18 protein-coding genes are annotated in these 17,492 nt (G+C 35.4%); 2 read left to right on the forward strand and 16 right to left on the reverse strand.

Going from position 1 to position 17,492, the window contains the following annotated elements:
- Positions 1-17: 17 nt before the first annotated feature.
- The 5 genes from BN1225_RS06410 to BN1225_RS06430 all read right to left on the reverse strand — a co-directional run bounded on the left by BN1225_RS06410 (position 18) and on the right by BN1225_RS06430 (position 4,431).
- Positions 18-515 (reverse strand): GNAT family N-acetyltransferase, encoded by a 498-nt coding sequence (locus BN1225_RS06410; RefSeq protein WP_041138949.1) that lies wholly within the window; start codon positions 513-515, stop codon positions 18-20.
- Positions 516-560: 45 nt separating this feature from the next.
- Entirely contained in the window at positions 561-1,217 is a 657-nt protein-coding gene (locus tag BN1225_RS06415) for a 5-bromo-4-chloroindolyl phosphate hydrolysis family protein (protein ID WP_041138950.1), read from the reverse strand.
- Positions 1,217-2,428, reverse strand: coding sequence for a 5-bromo-4-chloroindolyl phosphate hydrolysis family protein (locus BN1225_RS06420; protein ID WP_041138951.1), 1,212 nt, complete (start codon positions 2,426-2,428; stop codon positions 1,217-1,219). The genes BN1225_RS06415 and BN1225_RS06420 overlap by 1 nt, the downstream gene beginning before the upstream one ends.
- Before the next feature lie 96 nt (positions 2,429-2,524).
- The gene (groL, locus tag BN1225_RS06425) at positions 2,525-4,138 is read right to left on the reverse strand and encodes a chaperonin GroEL (RefSeq protein WP_041138952.1); all 1,614 of its coding nucleotides are present in this window, start codon (positions 4,136-4,138) and stop codon (positions 2,525-2,527) included.
- Between the two features lie 11 nt (positions 4,139-4,149).
- Complete coding sequence (locus tag BN1225_RS06430) at positions 4,150-4,431, reverse strand: co-chaperone GroES (protein WP_041138953.1); 282 nt, start codon at positions 4,429-4,431, stop codon at positions 4,150-4,152.
- A 255-nt stretch (positions 4,432-4,686) separates the two neighbouring features.
- Between BN1225_RS06430 and BN1225_RS06435 the strand changes: the two genes are divergently transcribed.
- Both BN1225_RS06435 and BN1225_RS06440 read left to right on the forward strand, forming a co-directional pair.
- The gene (locus BN1225_RS06435) at positions 4,687-5,028 is read left to right on the forward strand and encodes a hypothetical protein (protein WP_041138954.1); all 342 of its coding nucleotides are present in this window, start codon (positions 4,687-4,689) and stop codon (positions 5,026-5,028) included.
- Positions 5,029-5,110: 82 nt separating this feature from the next.
- Positions 5,111-5,980, forward strand: a complete 870-nt coding sequence (locus BN1225_RS06440; RefSeq protein WP_041138955.1) for a YitT family protein — start codon at positions 5,111-5,113, stop codon at positions 5,978-5,980.
- Between the two features lie 91 nt (positions 5,981-6,071).
- Here BN1225_RS06440 and BN1225_RS06445 read toward each other — a convergent pair whose 3' ends face one another.
- The 11 genes from BN1225_RS06445 to BN1225_RS06495 all read right to left on the reverse strand — a co-directional run bounded on the left by BN1225_RS06445 (position 6,072) and on the right by BN1225_RS06495 (position 17,490).
- The gene (locus tag BN1225_RS06445) at positions 6,072-6,977 is read right to left on the reverse strand and encodes a CTP--phosphocholine cytidylyltransferase (RefSeq protein WP_041138956.1); all 906 of its coding nucleotides are present in this window, start codon (positions 6,975-6,977) and stop codon (positions 6,072-6,074) included.
- 64 nt (positions 6,978-7,041) lie between these two features.
- The gene (locus BN1225_RS06450) at positions 7,042-7,947 is read right to left on the reverse strand and encodes a sugar phosphate nucleotidyltransferase (RefSeq protein WP_041138957.1); all 906 of its coding nucleotides are present in this window, start codon (positions 7,945-7,947) and stop codon (positions 7,042-7,044) included.
- Complete coding sequence (locus BN1225_RS06455; protein WP_242857698.1) at positions 7,922-8,551, reverse strand: YitT family protein; 630 nt, start codon at positions 8,549-8,551, stop codon at positions 7,922-7,924. The genes BN1225_RS06450 and BN1225_RS06455 overlap by 26 nt, the downstream gene beginning before the upstream one ends.
- Positions 8,552-8,756: 205 nt before the next feature.
- Positions 8,757-9,383, reverse strand: coding sequence for a V-type ATP synthase subunit D (locus BN1225_RS06460; RefSeq protein ID WP_041138958.1), 627 nt, complete (start codon positions 9,381-9,383; stop codon positions 8,757-8,759).
- A gap of 2 nt (positions 9,384-9,385) precedes the next feature.
- A complete protein-coding gene (locus tag BN1225_RS06465) occupies positions 9,386-10,837 on the reverse strand; it encodes a V-type ATP synthase subunit B (RefSeq protein ID WP_041138959.1) in 1,452 nt (483 codons plus the stop codon).
- 14 nt (positions 10,838-10,851) lie between these two features.
- Positions 10,852-12,603, reverse strand: a complete 1,752-nt coding sequence (locus BN1225_RS06470; RefSeq protein WP_041138960.1) for a V-type ATP synthase subunit A — start codon at positions 12,601-12,603, stop codon at positions 10,852-10,854.
- Between the two features lie 32 nt (positions 12,604-12,635).
- The gene (locus tag BN1225_RS06475; RefSeq protein ID WP_041138961.1) at positions 12,636-13,229 is read right to left on the reverse strand and encodes a V-type ATP synthase subunit E; all 594 of its coding nucleotides are present in this window, start codon (positions 13,227-13,229) and stop codon (positions 12,636-12,638) included.
- 12 nt (positions 13,230-13,241) lie between these two features.
- The gene (locus tag BN1225_RS06480; RefSeq protein WP_041138962.1) at positions 13,242-13,550 is read right to left on the reverse strand and encodes a V-type ATP synthase subunit F; all 309 of its coding nucleotides are present in this window, start codon (positions 13,548-13,550) and stop codon (positions 13,242-13,244) included.
- 21 nt (positions 13,551-13,571) lie between these two features.
- Complete coding sequence (locus BN1225_RS06485; protein ID WP_041138963.1) at positions 13,572-14,000, reverse strand: ATP synthase subunit C; 429 nt, start codon at positions 13,998-14,000, stop codon at positions 13,572-13,574.
- A gap of 19 nt (positions 14,001-14,019) precedes the next feature.
- Positions 14,020-15,912, reverse strand: coding sequence for a V-type ATP synthase subunit I (locus BN1225_RS06490; protein WP_041138964.1), 1,893 nt, complete (start codon positions 15,910-15,912; stop codon positions 14,020-14,022).
- A gap of 24 nt (positions 15,913-15,936) precedes the next feature.
- Positions 15,937-17,490, reverse strand: a complete 1,554-nt coding sequence (locus BN1225_RS06495) for a V-type ATP synthase subunit I (protein WP_041138965.1) — start codon at positions 17,488-17,490, stop codon at positions 15,937-15,939.
- Positions 17,491-17,492 lie beyond the last annotated feature (2 nt).

Below are 17,492 nucleotides of genomic sequence, written 5' to 3' on the forward strand. Positions count from 1 at the left end.
TTTTCGTTTATTTTCAATTAGGACTTTTTGATCCTTCCCATCATATATTCATCTACGTATTTCCCATTTCGAATGGATGCTTTATGTTGTGTTCCTTCGATTTCAAAACCATATTTTTTATATAGATTGATTGCTTTTTCATTATCGACAAAAACATTTAATTCAACTCTTACTAACATTAGCCAATTATCCGCAATATCCAATGCCGCTTCCATTAAGCTGCTGCCGATATGTTGATTCTGATAACGATGATCCACCATAATACCAATCGTTCCGCAATGACGGCGGCGCGGGTTGCTTTCGACAGTTAAACCGATATCGCCAATAATCTCTCCCTCATCGGTGACCGCCACAAAACGATGGTCATTTCCCCCTAAATTTTCAATGCCCAAACGATTTTTTTCCAATCGTTCTGACGGTATGCCTAAGATATTTTCAAATACTCCCGGCATTCTGCGCAAACGATTTATTCCTACTTCATCTCCCGATTGAATTGGTCGTATTGTGTATTTCATTTTCTTTCCCCCTATATTTCATTATCTTTTCGATAACCTTGATCATTACTCCTGCTTCAGCATCATGTCTAAGGCAGAAATATCCGCTGTTACATCTGTGATTTTTTCAGTATACAAATCCTGTAATTTTTCTTCTAATGCCATTTGTACAAAATGACTGCTTTTTTCAATCTCACCTAATGCATCTTTCATCTCTTGAGTAATGGTTGGGTCTTTTTCATATTTTAGATACACCTTCAATAGATCAATAAAAAGCGGAATATAGGCATCAATCCACTTTTGCAAAGATTTTAGCTGATCCGGGTTGTCGGTTGTATACTGAAGCATGATTTTTATGATGACAACCAGTTTTCCCAGTACATCGTTTAAGCGATCTGACTCGATTTCCTCTTTGTACGCTTTTAAAGCCGTGATATACTGATTCATTTCCTGTTGCATTTGTGCAAGTGCTTCTTTTTGATTTTCTTTAAAAAACTTCTCCTGTCGATTATCGATAGCTCTCACCCGTACCTTTTTCCCACCAGTAATAAGATAGGCTACCCCATAAATGACTGCACAAATAAAGAGATCTGCCGGAATATTATACACAAGCTCTTTAGGGGCTGTGAAATAAAAGATACTCCAAAAAATAAGCAAGATTACTGCCGGCGTGGGAGAAGGAATATACACACTGTATACCATTCCGCTGTCATTTTCACTCATCAGCTGTTCCCCCCTTTTAATTCCCCAAGTGAATCTTTAAGCAGTCCCTCTTGATGAAGCAATGTACTCAACATGGCAATGTTTGCCCCTGCAGCCATAGATTCTTCCTGATAAAACTGCTCTATCTTCTTTCCTAGCGCCTGTTTCATGCTCTTCAATGATTCTTCTATTCTTTCAAGCGTAGTTTCCATTTCGGTGCTTATATTTGGCATATCATCATATAACTGATATACTTCCAAAAGTTTCATAACCGTTGGCAAATAGTAATCTAAAAATTTATTCATCGAACTTGCCTGATTTGGATATTTTTCAAGATACACCATGATAGCTTCTATTAAATATATAATGTCATTAATATCTTGGCTCACTTTCTCATCAGGAATCTTTTCATTATAATCTTTTAATAATACGATCTGCTTTTTGGCTTTATTCCCCATTGCTTTTTGATCTTCGTTAAGCTCTCTGTCAATACCCGGCTGAATCCCTATCGGTTCTTCTGCCGTTTTTTCAAAGTGTCCATAACGACGCATAAAGAAAAGAAATACTATATAAAGACCCAACCCTACAACTGCATCAATTAACAGGTTATTTGTATATTTATCAGGCCATAATACGATGAAAGCAAACCAACAGATAACGCTTCCAACCACTGCTTCAAAAGAAAACTGACGCATGAAGCGTACTTTCTTAACTGGTTTTAATGAAGCAGCATCACTTTTTAAGCTTATTGTTTTATTTTGTTTTAATAAAGCTAAAGTCTTTTTAATATGCTCAAGGTCTTTTTCTTGTTGACAAGGAGAATTATCTTTTGACTGAATGACTTTGCCAAAAGCAGAAACAACACTTTTAACATAAAGTTTTCGCACTTCCAGATCCAGCGCCTGTCTTAATTCTTGAATCGGTTGTTCGATATTTATCGGTACCCCTTGATTGCCTGCTGAATTATATTTCTTTTCCAAATTCAATAAATCTAAAACTGCTAAGATCGAACTATGGATACGTGCAAATGATTTGGAATCATTGCCCTTGCTGTAATAATCAAATAATGCATCTAAATCTTCTATCATGATTTGCAAATTCGCTTTGATGACTTGATTCTCAGTTTTCGCTTGAAAATTTTCAAATGTTTCCATTGTATTAAAGATATTTTCCTGCCAACACTCTTTTTCCTCATCAGACAAAAGAGATTGTAAGTTTGATTTATTTTCCACCTTTCTCCCCCTCTCGTCTTTTATTTTGTCCTTAACTATCATTATATATGTTTTCTGCTTAATTGAAAATAAAAAAGGAGCCTAAGCTCCTAATTATTAATACATTGGCATTTGTGGCATTGCCGGTGCTTCAGCTTCTTTGATTGTTCCCACTGCTGCTTCGGTCGTAATAAATAATCCCGAAATAGACCCGGCATTCAAGATTGCACTTCTAGTTACTTTTGTCGGATCGACAATACCACTATCAAACATATCTACCCATTGACCGGTTTTAGCGTCAAATCCAATATTTTCTTCTTTTGCTAACTGTTCACGGACAATGTCATCACCATCATATCCGGCATTTTCAGCAATTTGATACAATGGAATACTTAATGAATCTAATACCACATTGATTCCTTTTTGAACATCTAATATATCTGATTTTAATTCATCTCTGATTTCTTTATAAATTTCAATCAGGGCAGCACCACCACCAATAACGATTCCTTCACTGACTGCTGCCTTTGTAGCGTTTAACGCATCTTCAATTCGTAATTTCTTTTCTTTTAATTCAGTTTCTGTTGTTGCTCCAACTTTAATCAAAGCAATACCATTTGTTAATTTTCCTAAACGTTCCTGATAACGTTTTTTATCATAGTCACTGCTGCTGTTTTCTATTTGAGAGCGGATTTCATCAATGCGTGCTTTCATTTCATCTTCGGCACCTGCTCCCCCAATCAGTGTTGTATGATCTTTATCTACGATAATTTTCTTTACTGTTCCTAAATCTTCTAACTGAATATCTTTAATATCCATGTTTAAATCTTTAGCGAAGAATTTAGCACCTGATAAAGTAGCGATATCATTTAGAATATCTTTTTGATTATCACCGAATCCCGGAGCTTTGGTAGCTACAACATTAAATGTTCCTCTTAATTTATTAACAACGATGGTTGAGACTACTTCATTTTCAATATCATCAGCAATAATCAACAATGGTTTATTTGCCTGCATGACTTTTTCTAAAATAGGCAGGATTTCCTGAATCGTATTAATTTTTTGATCGGTTACTAACAGATATGAATTTTCCATTTCAATTTCCATCTTTTCACGGTTGCTGACCATGTATGGTGAAATAAATCCTTTATCATACTGCATTCCTTCACTGATTTCCAATGATGTGTCAAAACCTTTGGATTCATCAACATTGATAACTCCGTCTTTTCCTACTTTATCCATCGCTTCGGCAATGATATCTCCGATTTCTTTGCTTCCTGATGAGATTGTTGCTACTGAAGCAATATCGTTTCCTGTTTCAATTTTACGTGATTTATCTAATAATTTTTTAGCGACAGCATTGCTGGCAAGTTCAATTCCTTCACGCATTAAAACAGGATTACTTCCTTTTTCTACTGCTTTTAATCCTTTTTGAATCATTGACTGAGCTAAAATTGTAGCTGTTGTTGTTCCGTCTCCGGCTGCATCATTTGTATTATTAGCAACTTCATAAACAAGTTTAGCTCCCATATTTTCAAATGTATCTTCTAATTCAATTTCTTTTGCGATACTTACTCCATCGTTTGTAATTAATGGAGAACCATATCCTTTATCTAATACAACATTACGTCCTTTTGGTCCTAATGTCACTTTTACGGCATCGGCTAATAAGTTGACTCCCTTCAGCATGGAAGTTCTTGCATCTTTTGAATAACGTATTTCTTTACTCATTGTTTTTCCTCCTATTCAACAATTGCTAGAATATCCTTTTGTGAGACAATCAGATAATCCTGATCATCGATTGTGACTTCCGTTCCACCATAGCGTTTAAAGATAACTTTATCTCCAACACTGACATGCATTGGAACTACCTTTCCTTCCACAACTTCTCCTTCACCTACTGCGACTACTTTCGCAACAGATGGTTGTTCCTTTGGTTTGTCACTTAATATAATGCCACTTGCAGTTTTATTTTCTACCTTTTCTTTTTCTAGGATGACATTATCATGTAGTGGTTTCAACATATTAATTCCTCCTTCTGGCACTCATTACTTTTTAGTGCTAAGATTATTATAGCGCGTTTTAGCAGTTTGTCAAGATGAGTGCTAAAACTTTTTAATATAATTTTAGTTATATTTACTCTTCAATTTCTGTCTAAATATGATACAATAGATAAGTAAAATAACTAAACAGATCAATACATTTACTTGCTTAAGGCGAGTCATCTTTAGCGGCTGAGTTAAAGCCCTTACAATATAAGTATAAAGGAGATTAGAGATATGGTTGTCGTTATTGTTTCACCTGTTACGCATAAAATTGTCAACGCATTGAATACAGTTGAAGAATATCATTTTATTAAATCAAAAGGTCCTCGTTGTTTTTATTATACAGAAGGAAAAGAGGGCGATGCCGCTACTATTTATAAAACAAAAAAACTGATTGTAAAATTGATTGGTGCTGTCTATGTATTTGAAGCGTATGGTATTTATAACGGTATGATTGATTTATTCAGCTATCTGCCACCGGAAAAGAAAGATATAAATAAATACTATAATCAAACAAAAAAAGATATTAGTGACGAAGAATTACAGGCATGGAAAAAAGAAAATAATATTGCTTAATACAAAATAAGGGAACCCTATAGTTGTTGGCTGAGGTTCCTTTTAAAGTGCCTTATTCGACTATTATAGAAAGCAGGATTATATGAAACTATTGAAATCAAAAAAGAATAAAGAATATATGTGGATGTTTATTGGTTCCTTGCTGTTTTGTGCTGGCTTAAACTGGTTTATCGTTCCGGTTGGGCTTTATAACGGCGGAACTGTCGGAATTTCACAGATCATCCGTTCATTACTACAGGATTATATATATTTGCCAGCAGGGTTTGATATTGCCGGTATCATTAATTTTCTTATTAATCTTCCCCTGCTGTTCTTAGCGTATTCTAAGTTTGGGAAAGATTTATTTTTTAAAACTCTTTTTAGTGTAATAACTCAAACTGTACTATTTTCAATTTTAATTATCCCTCAAGTCCCTATCATCGATGAACAAATCACTGCCTGTTTAATTGGCGGATTAATGGCTGGGGCCGGTGTTGGACTCACCTTGCGTGCAGGGGGTTCAGGTGGTGGCGCTGATGTATTAGGATTATATTTTACTCAGAGATTTAAAGACTTCAGTGTTGGAAAAATGACACTCATCATTAATGCTGTTGTTTATAGTACTTGTGCTGTTTTATTTGATCTGCAAGTCGCTATCTATTCGATTATTTATTCTGCCGTCTATTCGATTGTGGTAGATAAAATTCATTTACAGAACATTAATTCCAGTGTTATGATTTTTACGAAACAGGAAAATTTATATAAAAAGATTCTTGAAAATCTTCGACGCGGAACGACTTACTGGAAAGGGACTGGCGGATATACACAGACGGATACTTATGTCATTGTGACAGTATTATCTAAATATGAAATCCAGCAACTTAAACAACTGTTAACGCTAGAGGACCCTCACGCTTTTATCATTGTCAATAATGACTTAGATATTATCGGCAATTATGAATTAAGGTTATAAAAATGCTTTATTTTAACTGTTCGTCTACTCTATCGGTAAGATTGATATTATAAAAGGAATCCATTACTTAGGATTCCTTTTATGATATGTTTTAGCTATTATAGATTGGATCAATCTCTTTTAATTCATTGAATGTATCAATTTCAATAATATCTTCTTGCTGACAAGGGCGTATAAAAACAGTATGTGCTTTTAAACAAATGTCTAAAGCTACAACATCCCAATACTTTTCTTTTCCACCTGGACTCTTAAATACTGTATCAATATCTTCCGCCATCTGTCTGCCGTCTTTTTGATCCCAATAGGAAATTCCTACCATCTGATAACAGTCAATCCCTCCTACCTGAACTTTTTTAATCACTTTATTATTTGTTAGAAAGCACCAGTCATCGGTTCTTTCTTTTTTTATCCCTAAATAATTTGTATGATATTCATATTTTCGAATCAGCTCAGGGTTTGATAAAAGTAAATCAGACTCTAAAATATAGGCATTTTCAAACAATTCTTTAGCATAATACGCACTGGAAATATTATTTGATTCATTATAAAGCGGATTTTCAATAAAGCGAATCATTGGATATTTTTCCAACAGCACTTCAAACTGTTCCTTTAAATAACCACGTACAATATAAATTTCTTCTATTCCGGCATTCACTACGGCATCTAATAACGTCTCAATAATTCTCTTTTCTTTTACACGAATTAAGGGCTTAGGGGTGTTGAGAGTAATCGGAACTAATCTTGAACCAAATCCTGCGGCAAAGAATACAGCTCGTTTTACACGATAAGGTTCTAACGTTTCGTACCCTTTTGCAGTTAGAGAATAACGGCTGGTTCCTACCTCCGCAATCAATTCTTTGTCAAATAAGTTTGTTATTGTTTTATTTATTGTTCCGACAGATAATTCCAATAGTTTCGCTAAAAGGCGTTGAGGGATCTTCTGTTCTCTGTTTCTCTCTATATAAGTTAATACTTCAAATTCATTGCTTGATAACATTTTATACCCTCCATCTCACACTATTATAGTGAATCAGAAAATAAAAAGTCAAGATAAATCTTGACTAGCAATCATAAATAGAATCAATTTCTTTTAATTCCTGATACGTATCAATCTCAACAATATCTCCCTCAAAAACAGGTCTTACTAAGATATCATAATGGTCTTTGCAAAAACGCAGAGAAACTTCATCCCAATACTTCTGTTTTCCATCGGGTTCCATGTTGTAAACTGATGCAATATCTTCCGACATATTTTTTGCAGAAGGCTGATCCCAATAAGAAATGCCATACATATGATAACAATCATTCCCACCAACCATTACTTCCTTAATATGTCCATCTACTACTTCAAAGCACCAATCATCAGTATAATCTACTTTCTTACCTAAATAGTTACTTTGATATTCATACTTACGAATAATTTCTGGGTTATATAATACTAAATCTGATTCCAATACATAAGCATGATCCAAGAGATCCTTAATCATCAAGGCACTTCCAATATTATTAGCTTCACTATAAGTAAAATTATCAATAAATTTAATCATTGGATATTTCTTAAGCAATAAATCGAACTGTTCTCCCAAATACCCTCTGACAATCGTAATATCCGTAATTCCGGCTGCAATGACTGCATCTAATAATGTTTCAATGATTCTTTTACCGTTCACTTTAATTAATGGTTTTGGAGTATTTAAAGTCACTGGCACCATTCTTGAACCAAATCCTGCTGCCATAAAGATTGCTTTTTTTACTTTATAAGGTTCTAACCAACGATACCCTTTTAAAGTAACGATATAATCCGAAGTTTGTTCAATTAATTCTAAATTTAATAATTCTTCAATAATATTGTTTAAATCCACCACGCTCATATGTAAGATGTCAGCATATTGTTGTAAAGAATAGTTTTCACCTTGATATTTTTCAATTAATACCAATACGTTAAATTGATCTTGTTTTAAGTTCATTGATTTTTTCTCCTTGTCTGCTTTTTATTTCCAGTTTAATCAAAACATTCATTACTTGAGTTTCTAAGATACTAAACAAAATCCCAAAAATAACCGCCATATAGCCATATGTAAATAATCCCATCGTTAATACAGCAATACTCAAGACACGAATAGTCGTTCCAACCTGAATCGTTGGATATTTCTTATTGACAATTAATGCAATAACATCAAATCCTACTGTTGATGCATTCGCACTAATACACAAATAATATCCCACCCCAACTAAGATGGAAGCCAACACAACGCAAATGAGCGGATTCATGATAAGCTCTATTCCCAACGATCTAAAAAAACTTAAAAATCCCATATAACAGATACTACTGATAATCGATTTTAAAAAGTTTTCTTTTCCTAATTTAAAAAAGCATAACGCTAGTAAAACGATTGTGAAAATATTTGCAATAATCGAAATATCTACGGGTACAAAATTTGATATAATCAAGGAACAACTTGTTACCCCGCCGTTTACTATTTTATTAGGAACGGTAACGAACGCATAAGCGGCAGTCAGCAACATGTTTCCTATTATTATTTTCAAAATATCCTTTAATTGTTTTGTCACAATACTTACCTTCTTTTCTCTTCATACCCACCTATGATTGCACAATAACCCTAAATTGTCAATATTTGTCGTTCAAAAGTAGATATTGTTTTATGAATTTGAACATGTTCCTTCTATAATCTACTAAATATATAGATATAACAATTTTAATTATCAGGGATAATTAATAAATATTGAACAAAATAAATGAGTATAAAAAAACAGCTTAGCTGCTTTGCGCTAAACTGTCTTTTTGATTTTTAATTACCTTTTGTCTCGTAAATTCTTCACGATCTTTTTCTTCTAACGCTTCTGTAATGAATTTAACTGTATTGGTAAATTCAGGGATAGAAATATTTTTCAAGGCATTCGCTCTTTTTTGTGTTTTACGAATTGCATTCGCAAGACGATATACACTATTTTCCACCTCTGCCAAAGTAACAGTCAATTCCTTCACATGATAGAAGCATCGATAAGCATAGTCCACTTTGGAATTGGCTCTTTCAAAACCATATCCTAAACGAATCGGTTGTTTATCATATTTTACTGTTGGCAGTTCGACTCCCATGACACTTCGATAGCTTACACTAAGACCGGTATCGATTGGTACTGCCTCAACGATATCTGTAATAACCCCTAATGAGATATTGGCTTCCTGCAAAGCATAGTAAGCTCTTTGATAAGAATCGGTAATCTCATCACGAATCTTTTTCACATCGTCCAACAGATTCATCATTTCGCGAATCAGGACATTTCTTTTTTTATCAAGCAAATCATAACCAAGGTTCGCTAGTTCTAAGGATTTCTTAGTTGCAATCAGATTCCCTTTTGTAGGGAAAACTTGCGCCGCCATAATTAATTACCTGACGCGTTTGCGTTGTGTAATTCTTTAATAATCGTATCTTCGCTTAGTCCGAAATCTTTCACTGCTTTTTCATGATCATAATGCTGATCCACAACAGCGTTATCGATACGGTCTAATTCCCCTTTAGGTAAGATAGAAAGAAGATTCCATCCTAAATCCAAAGTTTCTACGATACTACGATTGACATCGAATCCTTGGTTAATAAAATGTTGTTCAAATAATTTACCAAATTCCATATATTTTTTATCAGTAGGAGATAACTCATCTTCCCCGATAACAGATGTTAAAGAACGCACTTCCTGTACATGGTTGTAGCAAGCAAACAACTGATTTGAAACATCTGAGTGATCAACTCTTGTATAGCCTTCACCGATACCATCTTTCATCAAACGGCTAAGTGATGGCAAGACACCAATTGGCGGATAAATTCCCATTGCATTCAATTCCGAATCCAAAGTAATCTGCCCTTCTGTAATATATCCAGTTAAGTCAGGCACTGGGTGCGTGATATCGTTGTTAGGCATTGTCAAGATCGGAATTTGAGTTACAGATCCCTCTGCCCCTTTGATAATTCCAGCTCTTTCATATAATGATGCCAAGTCAGAATACAGGTATCCCGGATATCCCTTACGTCCCGGAATCTCTCCTTTACTAGAAGAGAACTCACGTAAAGCTTCACAGTATGAAGTAACATCCGTATAAATAACCAGCACATGCATATCATGTTCAAATGCTAAGTATTCAGCAGCTGTCAAAGCACAACGAGGCGTTAAGATACGTTCGATGATAGGATCGTTTGATAAGTTCAAGAACATAACCACTCTTTCCATAACACCGGCTTCTTCAAATGAACGACGGAAATAATCCGCAACGTCATTTGTAACCCCCATTGCCGCAAAGACAACGGCAAATCCTTTACCATTATCATCCGCAACCTTTGCTTGTTTAACGATTTGTACCGCTAATTGATTGTGAGGCATCCCAGACCCGGAAAAGATCGGTAATTTCTGCCCACGAATCAAGGTCATCAAACAGTCGATTGAAGAAATCCCTGTATTGATATAGTTTCTTGGATAAACACGTCCTACCGGATTTAATGGCTGACCATTAATATCGGCAGTTTTAACCGCATAAATATCCCCTAGTCCATCGATTGGTTTACCCGCTCCACTAAATACTCTTCCCAAAATTTCTTTAGATAAAGCCAATTCCATTGGATGACCGACTAATTTTGTTTTTGTATTTGATAATGAAAGATCGTTAGTTCCTTCAAATACTTGGACAACGACACGTTCCCCTTCGATTTGAACGATACGTCCTAAACGTGTTGTTCCATTATCTAATTGTAATTCAACCATTTCATCATAAGATGCACCCTGTACGTGATCCAGTACGACTAATGATCCATTAATTTCACTAAGACCTATATATTGAAGACTCATAGTAATACTCCTTTCTACGCAATACTAGCAATCGCTTCATCGATATCGTTCATATAATCATCTAATAAAGCAATATTACTATTAGGCACATCATATTTCATTTTTACTACTTTTTCAAAGATTCCTGTTTCTACTAATAAACGAATCGGTTTACCAGAAGAAACAAACTCTTTTCCACGTTTATTCAAGTAAAGAATGACTTCCATCATCTTTAACTGTTTTTCTAATGGCACATAAGTGTCATCAGGATGGAAAGCATTTTGCTGTAAGTAACCAACACGAACGACTTTAGCTACTTCGATAATCAATTTCTGATCATCCGGCAATACATCTGAACCCATTAATTTTACGATTTCCATCAATTTACTTTCTTCCGCTAAAATAGAAGCTAAGTCCTGACGATCACGCACAAATTTAGGACCGACATTTTTATTAAACCATCTTTCCAAATCAGGAACATATTCACTATAGCTCTGATTCCAATTGATAGCAAAGTAATGTCTTGCATAAGCTAATGCTTTATCTAATGCCCAGAAACAACGAACGAAACGTTTTGTATTCTGAGTCACCGGTTCAGAGAAATCTGCCCCCTGAGGAGATACAGCTCCGATAATGGTGACTGAACCTTCTTTATTGTTTAATGTTTCCATATAACCAGCACGTTCATAGAACTGTGACAGTCTTGATGGCAAGTATGCAGGGAATCCTTCTTCAGCAGGCATTTCTTCCAAACGACCTGAAATCTCACGTAATGCTTCAGCCCAACGAGAAGTTGAGTCTGCCATGATGGCTACGTGATATCCCATGTCACGATAATATTCAGCTAAAGTTACCCCTGTATAAATACTAGCTTCACGAGCCGCTACCGGCATGTTTGAAGTATTGGCAATCAATACTGTTCTGTCTGTTAATGGACGGTTTGATTTAGGGTCAATTAACTCACTAAACTCTTCCAAAACCTGTGTCATTTCGTTTCCACGTTCTCCGCAGCCCACATAAACGATTACATCTGCATCACACCATTTTGCTAACTGATGCTGAGTCATCGTTTTACCTGTACCGAATCCGCCAGGAATCGCTGCAGCTCCCCCTTTAGCAATCGGGAACAAGGTATCAATAACACGCTGTCCGGTTACTAATGGACGAGAGATCGGTAAACGTTTAGCAACCGGTCTTGATTTTTTGATTGGCCATTTTTGGCAAAGGCTGCATTCATGAATGTTGCCTTCTTTATCTTCTACTTTCATCACAACATCATTGACACGATATAAACCGCTAGGTTTTACTTCAATGACTTTACCGCTGATGAACGGACTTACCATACAACGATGTTCAATCAAATCCGTTTCCGGACAAGTTGCATAAATGAAACCACCGGCTACTTCATCACCGACTTTGGCAATCATTGTTACATCCCATTGTTTTTCTTCATCCAGTGGTGCAACGTTACTTCCTGTTGCAATGAAAGCACCAGATTCTTTTGCCATTTCTTGTAATGGTCTTTCGATACCATCAAAAATATTTCTTAAAATCCCTGGCCCTAAAGTAACCGAAATCGGATTTCCAGTACTGTATACTGGTTCTCCCGGCTTTAATCCTGTAGTTGTTTCATATACTTGGATCGTAGTGAAATCTTTATTAACAGAAATAACTTCTCCCATTAAACGTGCTTCCCCTACATATACCATTTCCAACATTGAGAATTCAGTTGCTTGTTTTACTTTAACGACGGGACCATTGATTGAATAAATTACACTATTACTCACATTGTCACCTCCAGCAGGACAACGCCTGCATCCTACTTAATAATTAAACCAGAGTTTTTATAGAACCAATCTTTTTGGCCTTCCAAAGCACTGTCCAGTGATTCATTGATCACTAATTTATCTGCTTTATTTTCAATGATAAAACCGCCGATTGTGATATCTTCACTTTTTTCTACGGTAATATCTTTTCCATAAGCAGCTACTAATTTATCTTTCAAAGCTAAATCTTCTTCTCTAACATACATGACTGAATTTTCTAATCCGTAAGCTGCTGCTTTTTTCACTTTTTCAATTAAGAAATCGCTGTAGTCAGCACTCTTAGTAAATTCAACTAATTTATCTTTTGCCTGAGCGAATACATTACTTACATATTCATCTCTTTTTTCAATCAGTTTTTTTGTTCTTTCGCTATGACTTTCAGAAATCTCGGCAGAAGCAGTAGAAGAAATCTCCGCTAATTCCTGACTCATTTGTAAGTCAGCATCTCGTTTAGCTTCTTCTTTCATTTGTTGATCCGCTTGTTCTTCAAGTTTTTTCACTTCTTCAAGAATAGCCTGACGTTCCTTGCTTGCTACTGATGTAATTTCATCTTTCATATAGAGAAATACTTGTTCGATATTCTGCATAACACATATCTCCTATAGTTTAACCCCAATTGCTTCAGATACATATCTGTCAATCGTCTCACCGATCTTAGATTCGCCATGACGATCCGGTATTTCAACAATTAAAGGTTTTGGTTGTTTTAATTTGACTTCAGATATAATATCTGGACACAGCTCGATGAGCTTTGTAGTTACTAAAATTACAGCGATTGAAGGATCTTTCATTTTCTCTTCAAGCTTCACTAAAAATTCGTGACGTTCATGAAGTACGATCCCTTCAATCCCTACTAATCTTAATCCCATTAATGTGTCTGTATTATCGCTGATTAAGAAAAATTTCATATAATCAGACACCTTTCATTTTTATAATTTGTTGATAATTAAGATAGAAATTAATAATCCGTAGATGGCAACCCCTTCACCTAAGGCAACGAAGATCAATGATTTACCAAAGTTCTTTTCGTTTTCAGAGAAAGCTCCGATAGCAGCAGGAGCAGCAGCAGCTACGGCAATCCCTGCACCTAAAGCTGAGAAACCAGTGGCAGCAGCAGCCCCAACAAATCCTAACCCTTGAGCGATTGTTCCGGCAATGCTAGCAGCACCTTCAGCAGCGAATACACCATTTGCTTGGAATAAGAATACTCCACACACAACAGCTAAGAAACCACAGATATGAGTAGTTAAACGCCATTTAGCTGATTTAGCGTTCACTTTTCCAGTAAACATTTTTACTAATGGTAATGAAATTAAAGCAATGATTAAAGCTGGTAAAATAAATTCTAATACTGTCATTTTATAAATCCTCCAATAATTATTTATCCTTTATAGTTGTAAACGGAATACCATTTCCTTCATAGTAACGGCTGAACATTTCATAGAATTCCAAACGCAATACTTGAATCCCAACGATAAGTCCTTCCAAACACATAACAAAGATATTCCCAATGACTAATACGATCCAATATCCAATACCACCGACCATGTTTGCCAGAGTATAAACAACCAGCATCATTCCGGCATGGGATAAGATGAATCCACCAACACGCAAGTAAGACATGGTATTGGCAACAAATGTTAACACAACTTCAAATAGTTCGAAGAACCCTTCTGTAAAGAATGCCCCAAATCCATCTGGGAACAATGGTTCATTTTCAAAACATTTTCTTGTTAAAGGTTCTTTTAAGAAGATGCCAAACAGTGGAATTACGATAAAGATAATGATCGTAATTGGATTAAGCACATTCATTCCTAAAACAGTTAACAAAGCTAACACTAAGATAGATCCATAGAATAATAACCCGGCAATCCCATTTTGTGAGAACAGCGTTTCTCCATAGTTCTTCTTCTTTAAGTTTGTATAGATATTAATCAACATTGAAATGATAGTTAAACAAATCCCAATACTAATCGCACCAATCAATAACGTCATGGTGGTTTCTTCTGCCATCGGATGTACCAATGGTGAAATCAGTTCTTCATAACCAAAGACAGATCCAAATACAAATCCAAAGATTGTACTTGAGAATCCTAAACGAATTCCCACTGCCCCTAATTCCATATGGAACTTTTTATAGGCAATAAATCCAACTAAAGAAAGCAGTAACCCTTGCCCAACGTCACCAAACATGATTCCAAACAATAATGTGTAAGTCAATGCTACAAACGGTGTAGGATCGATATCAGTATAGGCAGGGACTCCATACATTTCAACAAACATTTTAAATGGTCTTGAGAACCATCCGTTAGATAATTTACTTGGCGGTGTCAAACGTGAATCTCCTGTACCAGGACGAACATTGACTTCTACGCCATCAATACTTTCAAAATCTTTTTTGATCTTTTCCGCATCCTTTTTAGCAGCAAATCCCATAATTGCAGATTTCCCACCTAATACGATAACGTATTTTTGTGCTTCATATGTTTTATTCAAATGAAGAGCAATCGTATAAATACGATCTAATTCAGCTTTATTATCAGCAAACAGCTTGACGATACGCCCAGCCAAATCATCTGACATCTTTTGTGCTGCATTTGTTTCTTCTTGAATTTCTGAAACAGCTAATTCAGGAGTCCCATGAACGAATTCCGGAATATGCACTCTTTCAAAATATAGTGATGAGAAAATATTGTCGATTTCCGGTGCTTTCGATGGTGTCGTAATATACATACACCAAGTATACTGGAAATCATCATGGAATCTTTTTAAGATAAACGGCTGCCCTTCATAATATTGCAGTTTATCGACATTGCTGATCGGCAAACGACCAAAACGTACCTGCAAATATTTACAAGAAAACAAGTCATCAAAATCGACTTCCATTCCTGCTACATGGTTTAACTGCACCATGGCATCATTATTTTCTTCAACAACGATATCCAACTCTTTCTTTACGCGATTAAATGCATCGGCTTGCTCTGCAATATCGCAAAAGAATGAATCAGCTTTAATTACATTCATTACATTATTTTCTACTTTGACCTCATCCAGTTTAAATCCGTATTGTTCACTGGCTTGAGTCATACGTGATAATAAATCAGCATATGGATTTTCACGGTTCAATACCGATAGTCCATGTACCGAATCTACAAATTTAGATGCCGGCTCCGGATGGAGGTTATCTTGTTCAATTAATTTCAATAAAACTTCATCGTATTGTTCTTGATTGAACTCGATATCCAAAAGCATCATCTTTGCAATTGCCATATTCTTTCTCCCTTCATTGTTACATTAAGCTGTATTTTGTTTCCCAAAAATAGTTTTAATTTTATTTTTGAAAATAGTCAGTACAACTGCTACCGCAACAACTAGTTCCAATGGTAAGTTCAGAATGTTTTGACCAAATTGTACTTCTTCAAACGCTGCAACAGCGACGATAAGTAAAATAATCAGACCGGTTACGCCACAGAACCCTAGGATCACATCGCTCATTTTTTTCAAATGAACATTCTTAATGATCGCACACAGGCATCCTACCAGCCAATACCCCAGCACTAATGAGCCAGCCAGATAGGCAAAACGCATTGGCAAAGTGATTGGCAGGGAAATAATCGCCGGATAGACATTTGAATAGGCAGCACTACCATAAAGCAAACCAAATATTAAAGTGGAAATACCGATACGGTTAATGATTTTCCATGTATCTGACTTCTTGGCAAATAAGAATCCAGCTACACTTAATACTGCTCCTAAAGCAATATCCCCTAAACAGATACCAAATGACAACATCCAAAGTAAGGCGATAAAAGGTGCTGAATCAACATCCTCATATTGTTTTACTTTTGCCAGTTTTTCAAATGGTTTGATTATCTTATTGTTTTTACGAATGATTGGTGGGTAAACTTTTTGACTTTGATAAATATTGCTTGGTAAAGTCAAGGCCTGTACACCATCAATTTGTTCAAATTCATTTCTAATCGAATCTAGTTTATCTGTCTCTACAAATCCAATGACAGCCGCAGAATTACTGTAATCGATAATACATTCATGAATCGAATATAAATCTTGCAGACAGATCGCTTTTGTATAAAGCTCATTTAACTGCAAGCGATGCTGTTCTTTCAGCACGCTGATTCTCTGATCCATTTTTGCAATGTAACCATCCATTGCTTTGCTTTCTTGTTTCACTTCTTCAAGCGCTTCTTTAGCCGTACCATGCACAAATGCCGGTACTCTAATTCTTTCGAATCCGATTGAAGAAAAGATATTATCGATTTCTAATACATCTTTGTTTACAGCAATATAAGCGCACCAAGTATACTGTGACGTTTCTTTATATACACGTAGTATAAACGGATATCCGTCATAGTATTCTAATTTAGCCACATCCCTTGTCGGAATACGACCTACTCTTACTTTTAAATAATGGCTGTTGAATAAGTGATCTAGATTTAATTCATGACCCTCAATATTTTCCAATATTACTTGAGTCGCATCATTTTCATCTTTTTCAGCTTCTAATTCTTTCTTGACCTTTTCAATTTTACTAAGTGCTGCCTCAATATCATCAAGATATTGATTTTCTTTTTCAACATTGATTCTTTCATTATGATAAGACAGTTTCTCTAGCTCTAATCCTAAGCGTACGCTTAGTTCATTGACTCTAGTTAAAATCTTATCATAAGAATCATCTTTAGGCATCACTTCAACATGTTTGACATCTTTGATTAAACTAGTTGCTTTCTGAGGATGAAAAGCAGTCATATTTTTTATTTTCACCAACATGTCAAATGTCTTTTCATGAGGAAAGGTAACATTCAACAAGTTCATTTTTTCTATAGCCATAA

The organism is Beduini massiliensis (assembly GCF_000829905.1).
Lineage (GTDB): Bacteria > Bacillota_I > Bacilli_A > Erysipelotrichales > Coprobacillaceae > Beduini > Beduini massiliensis.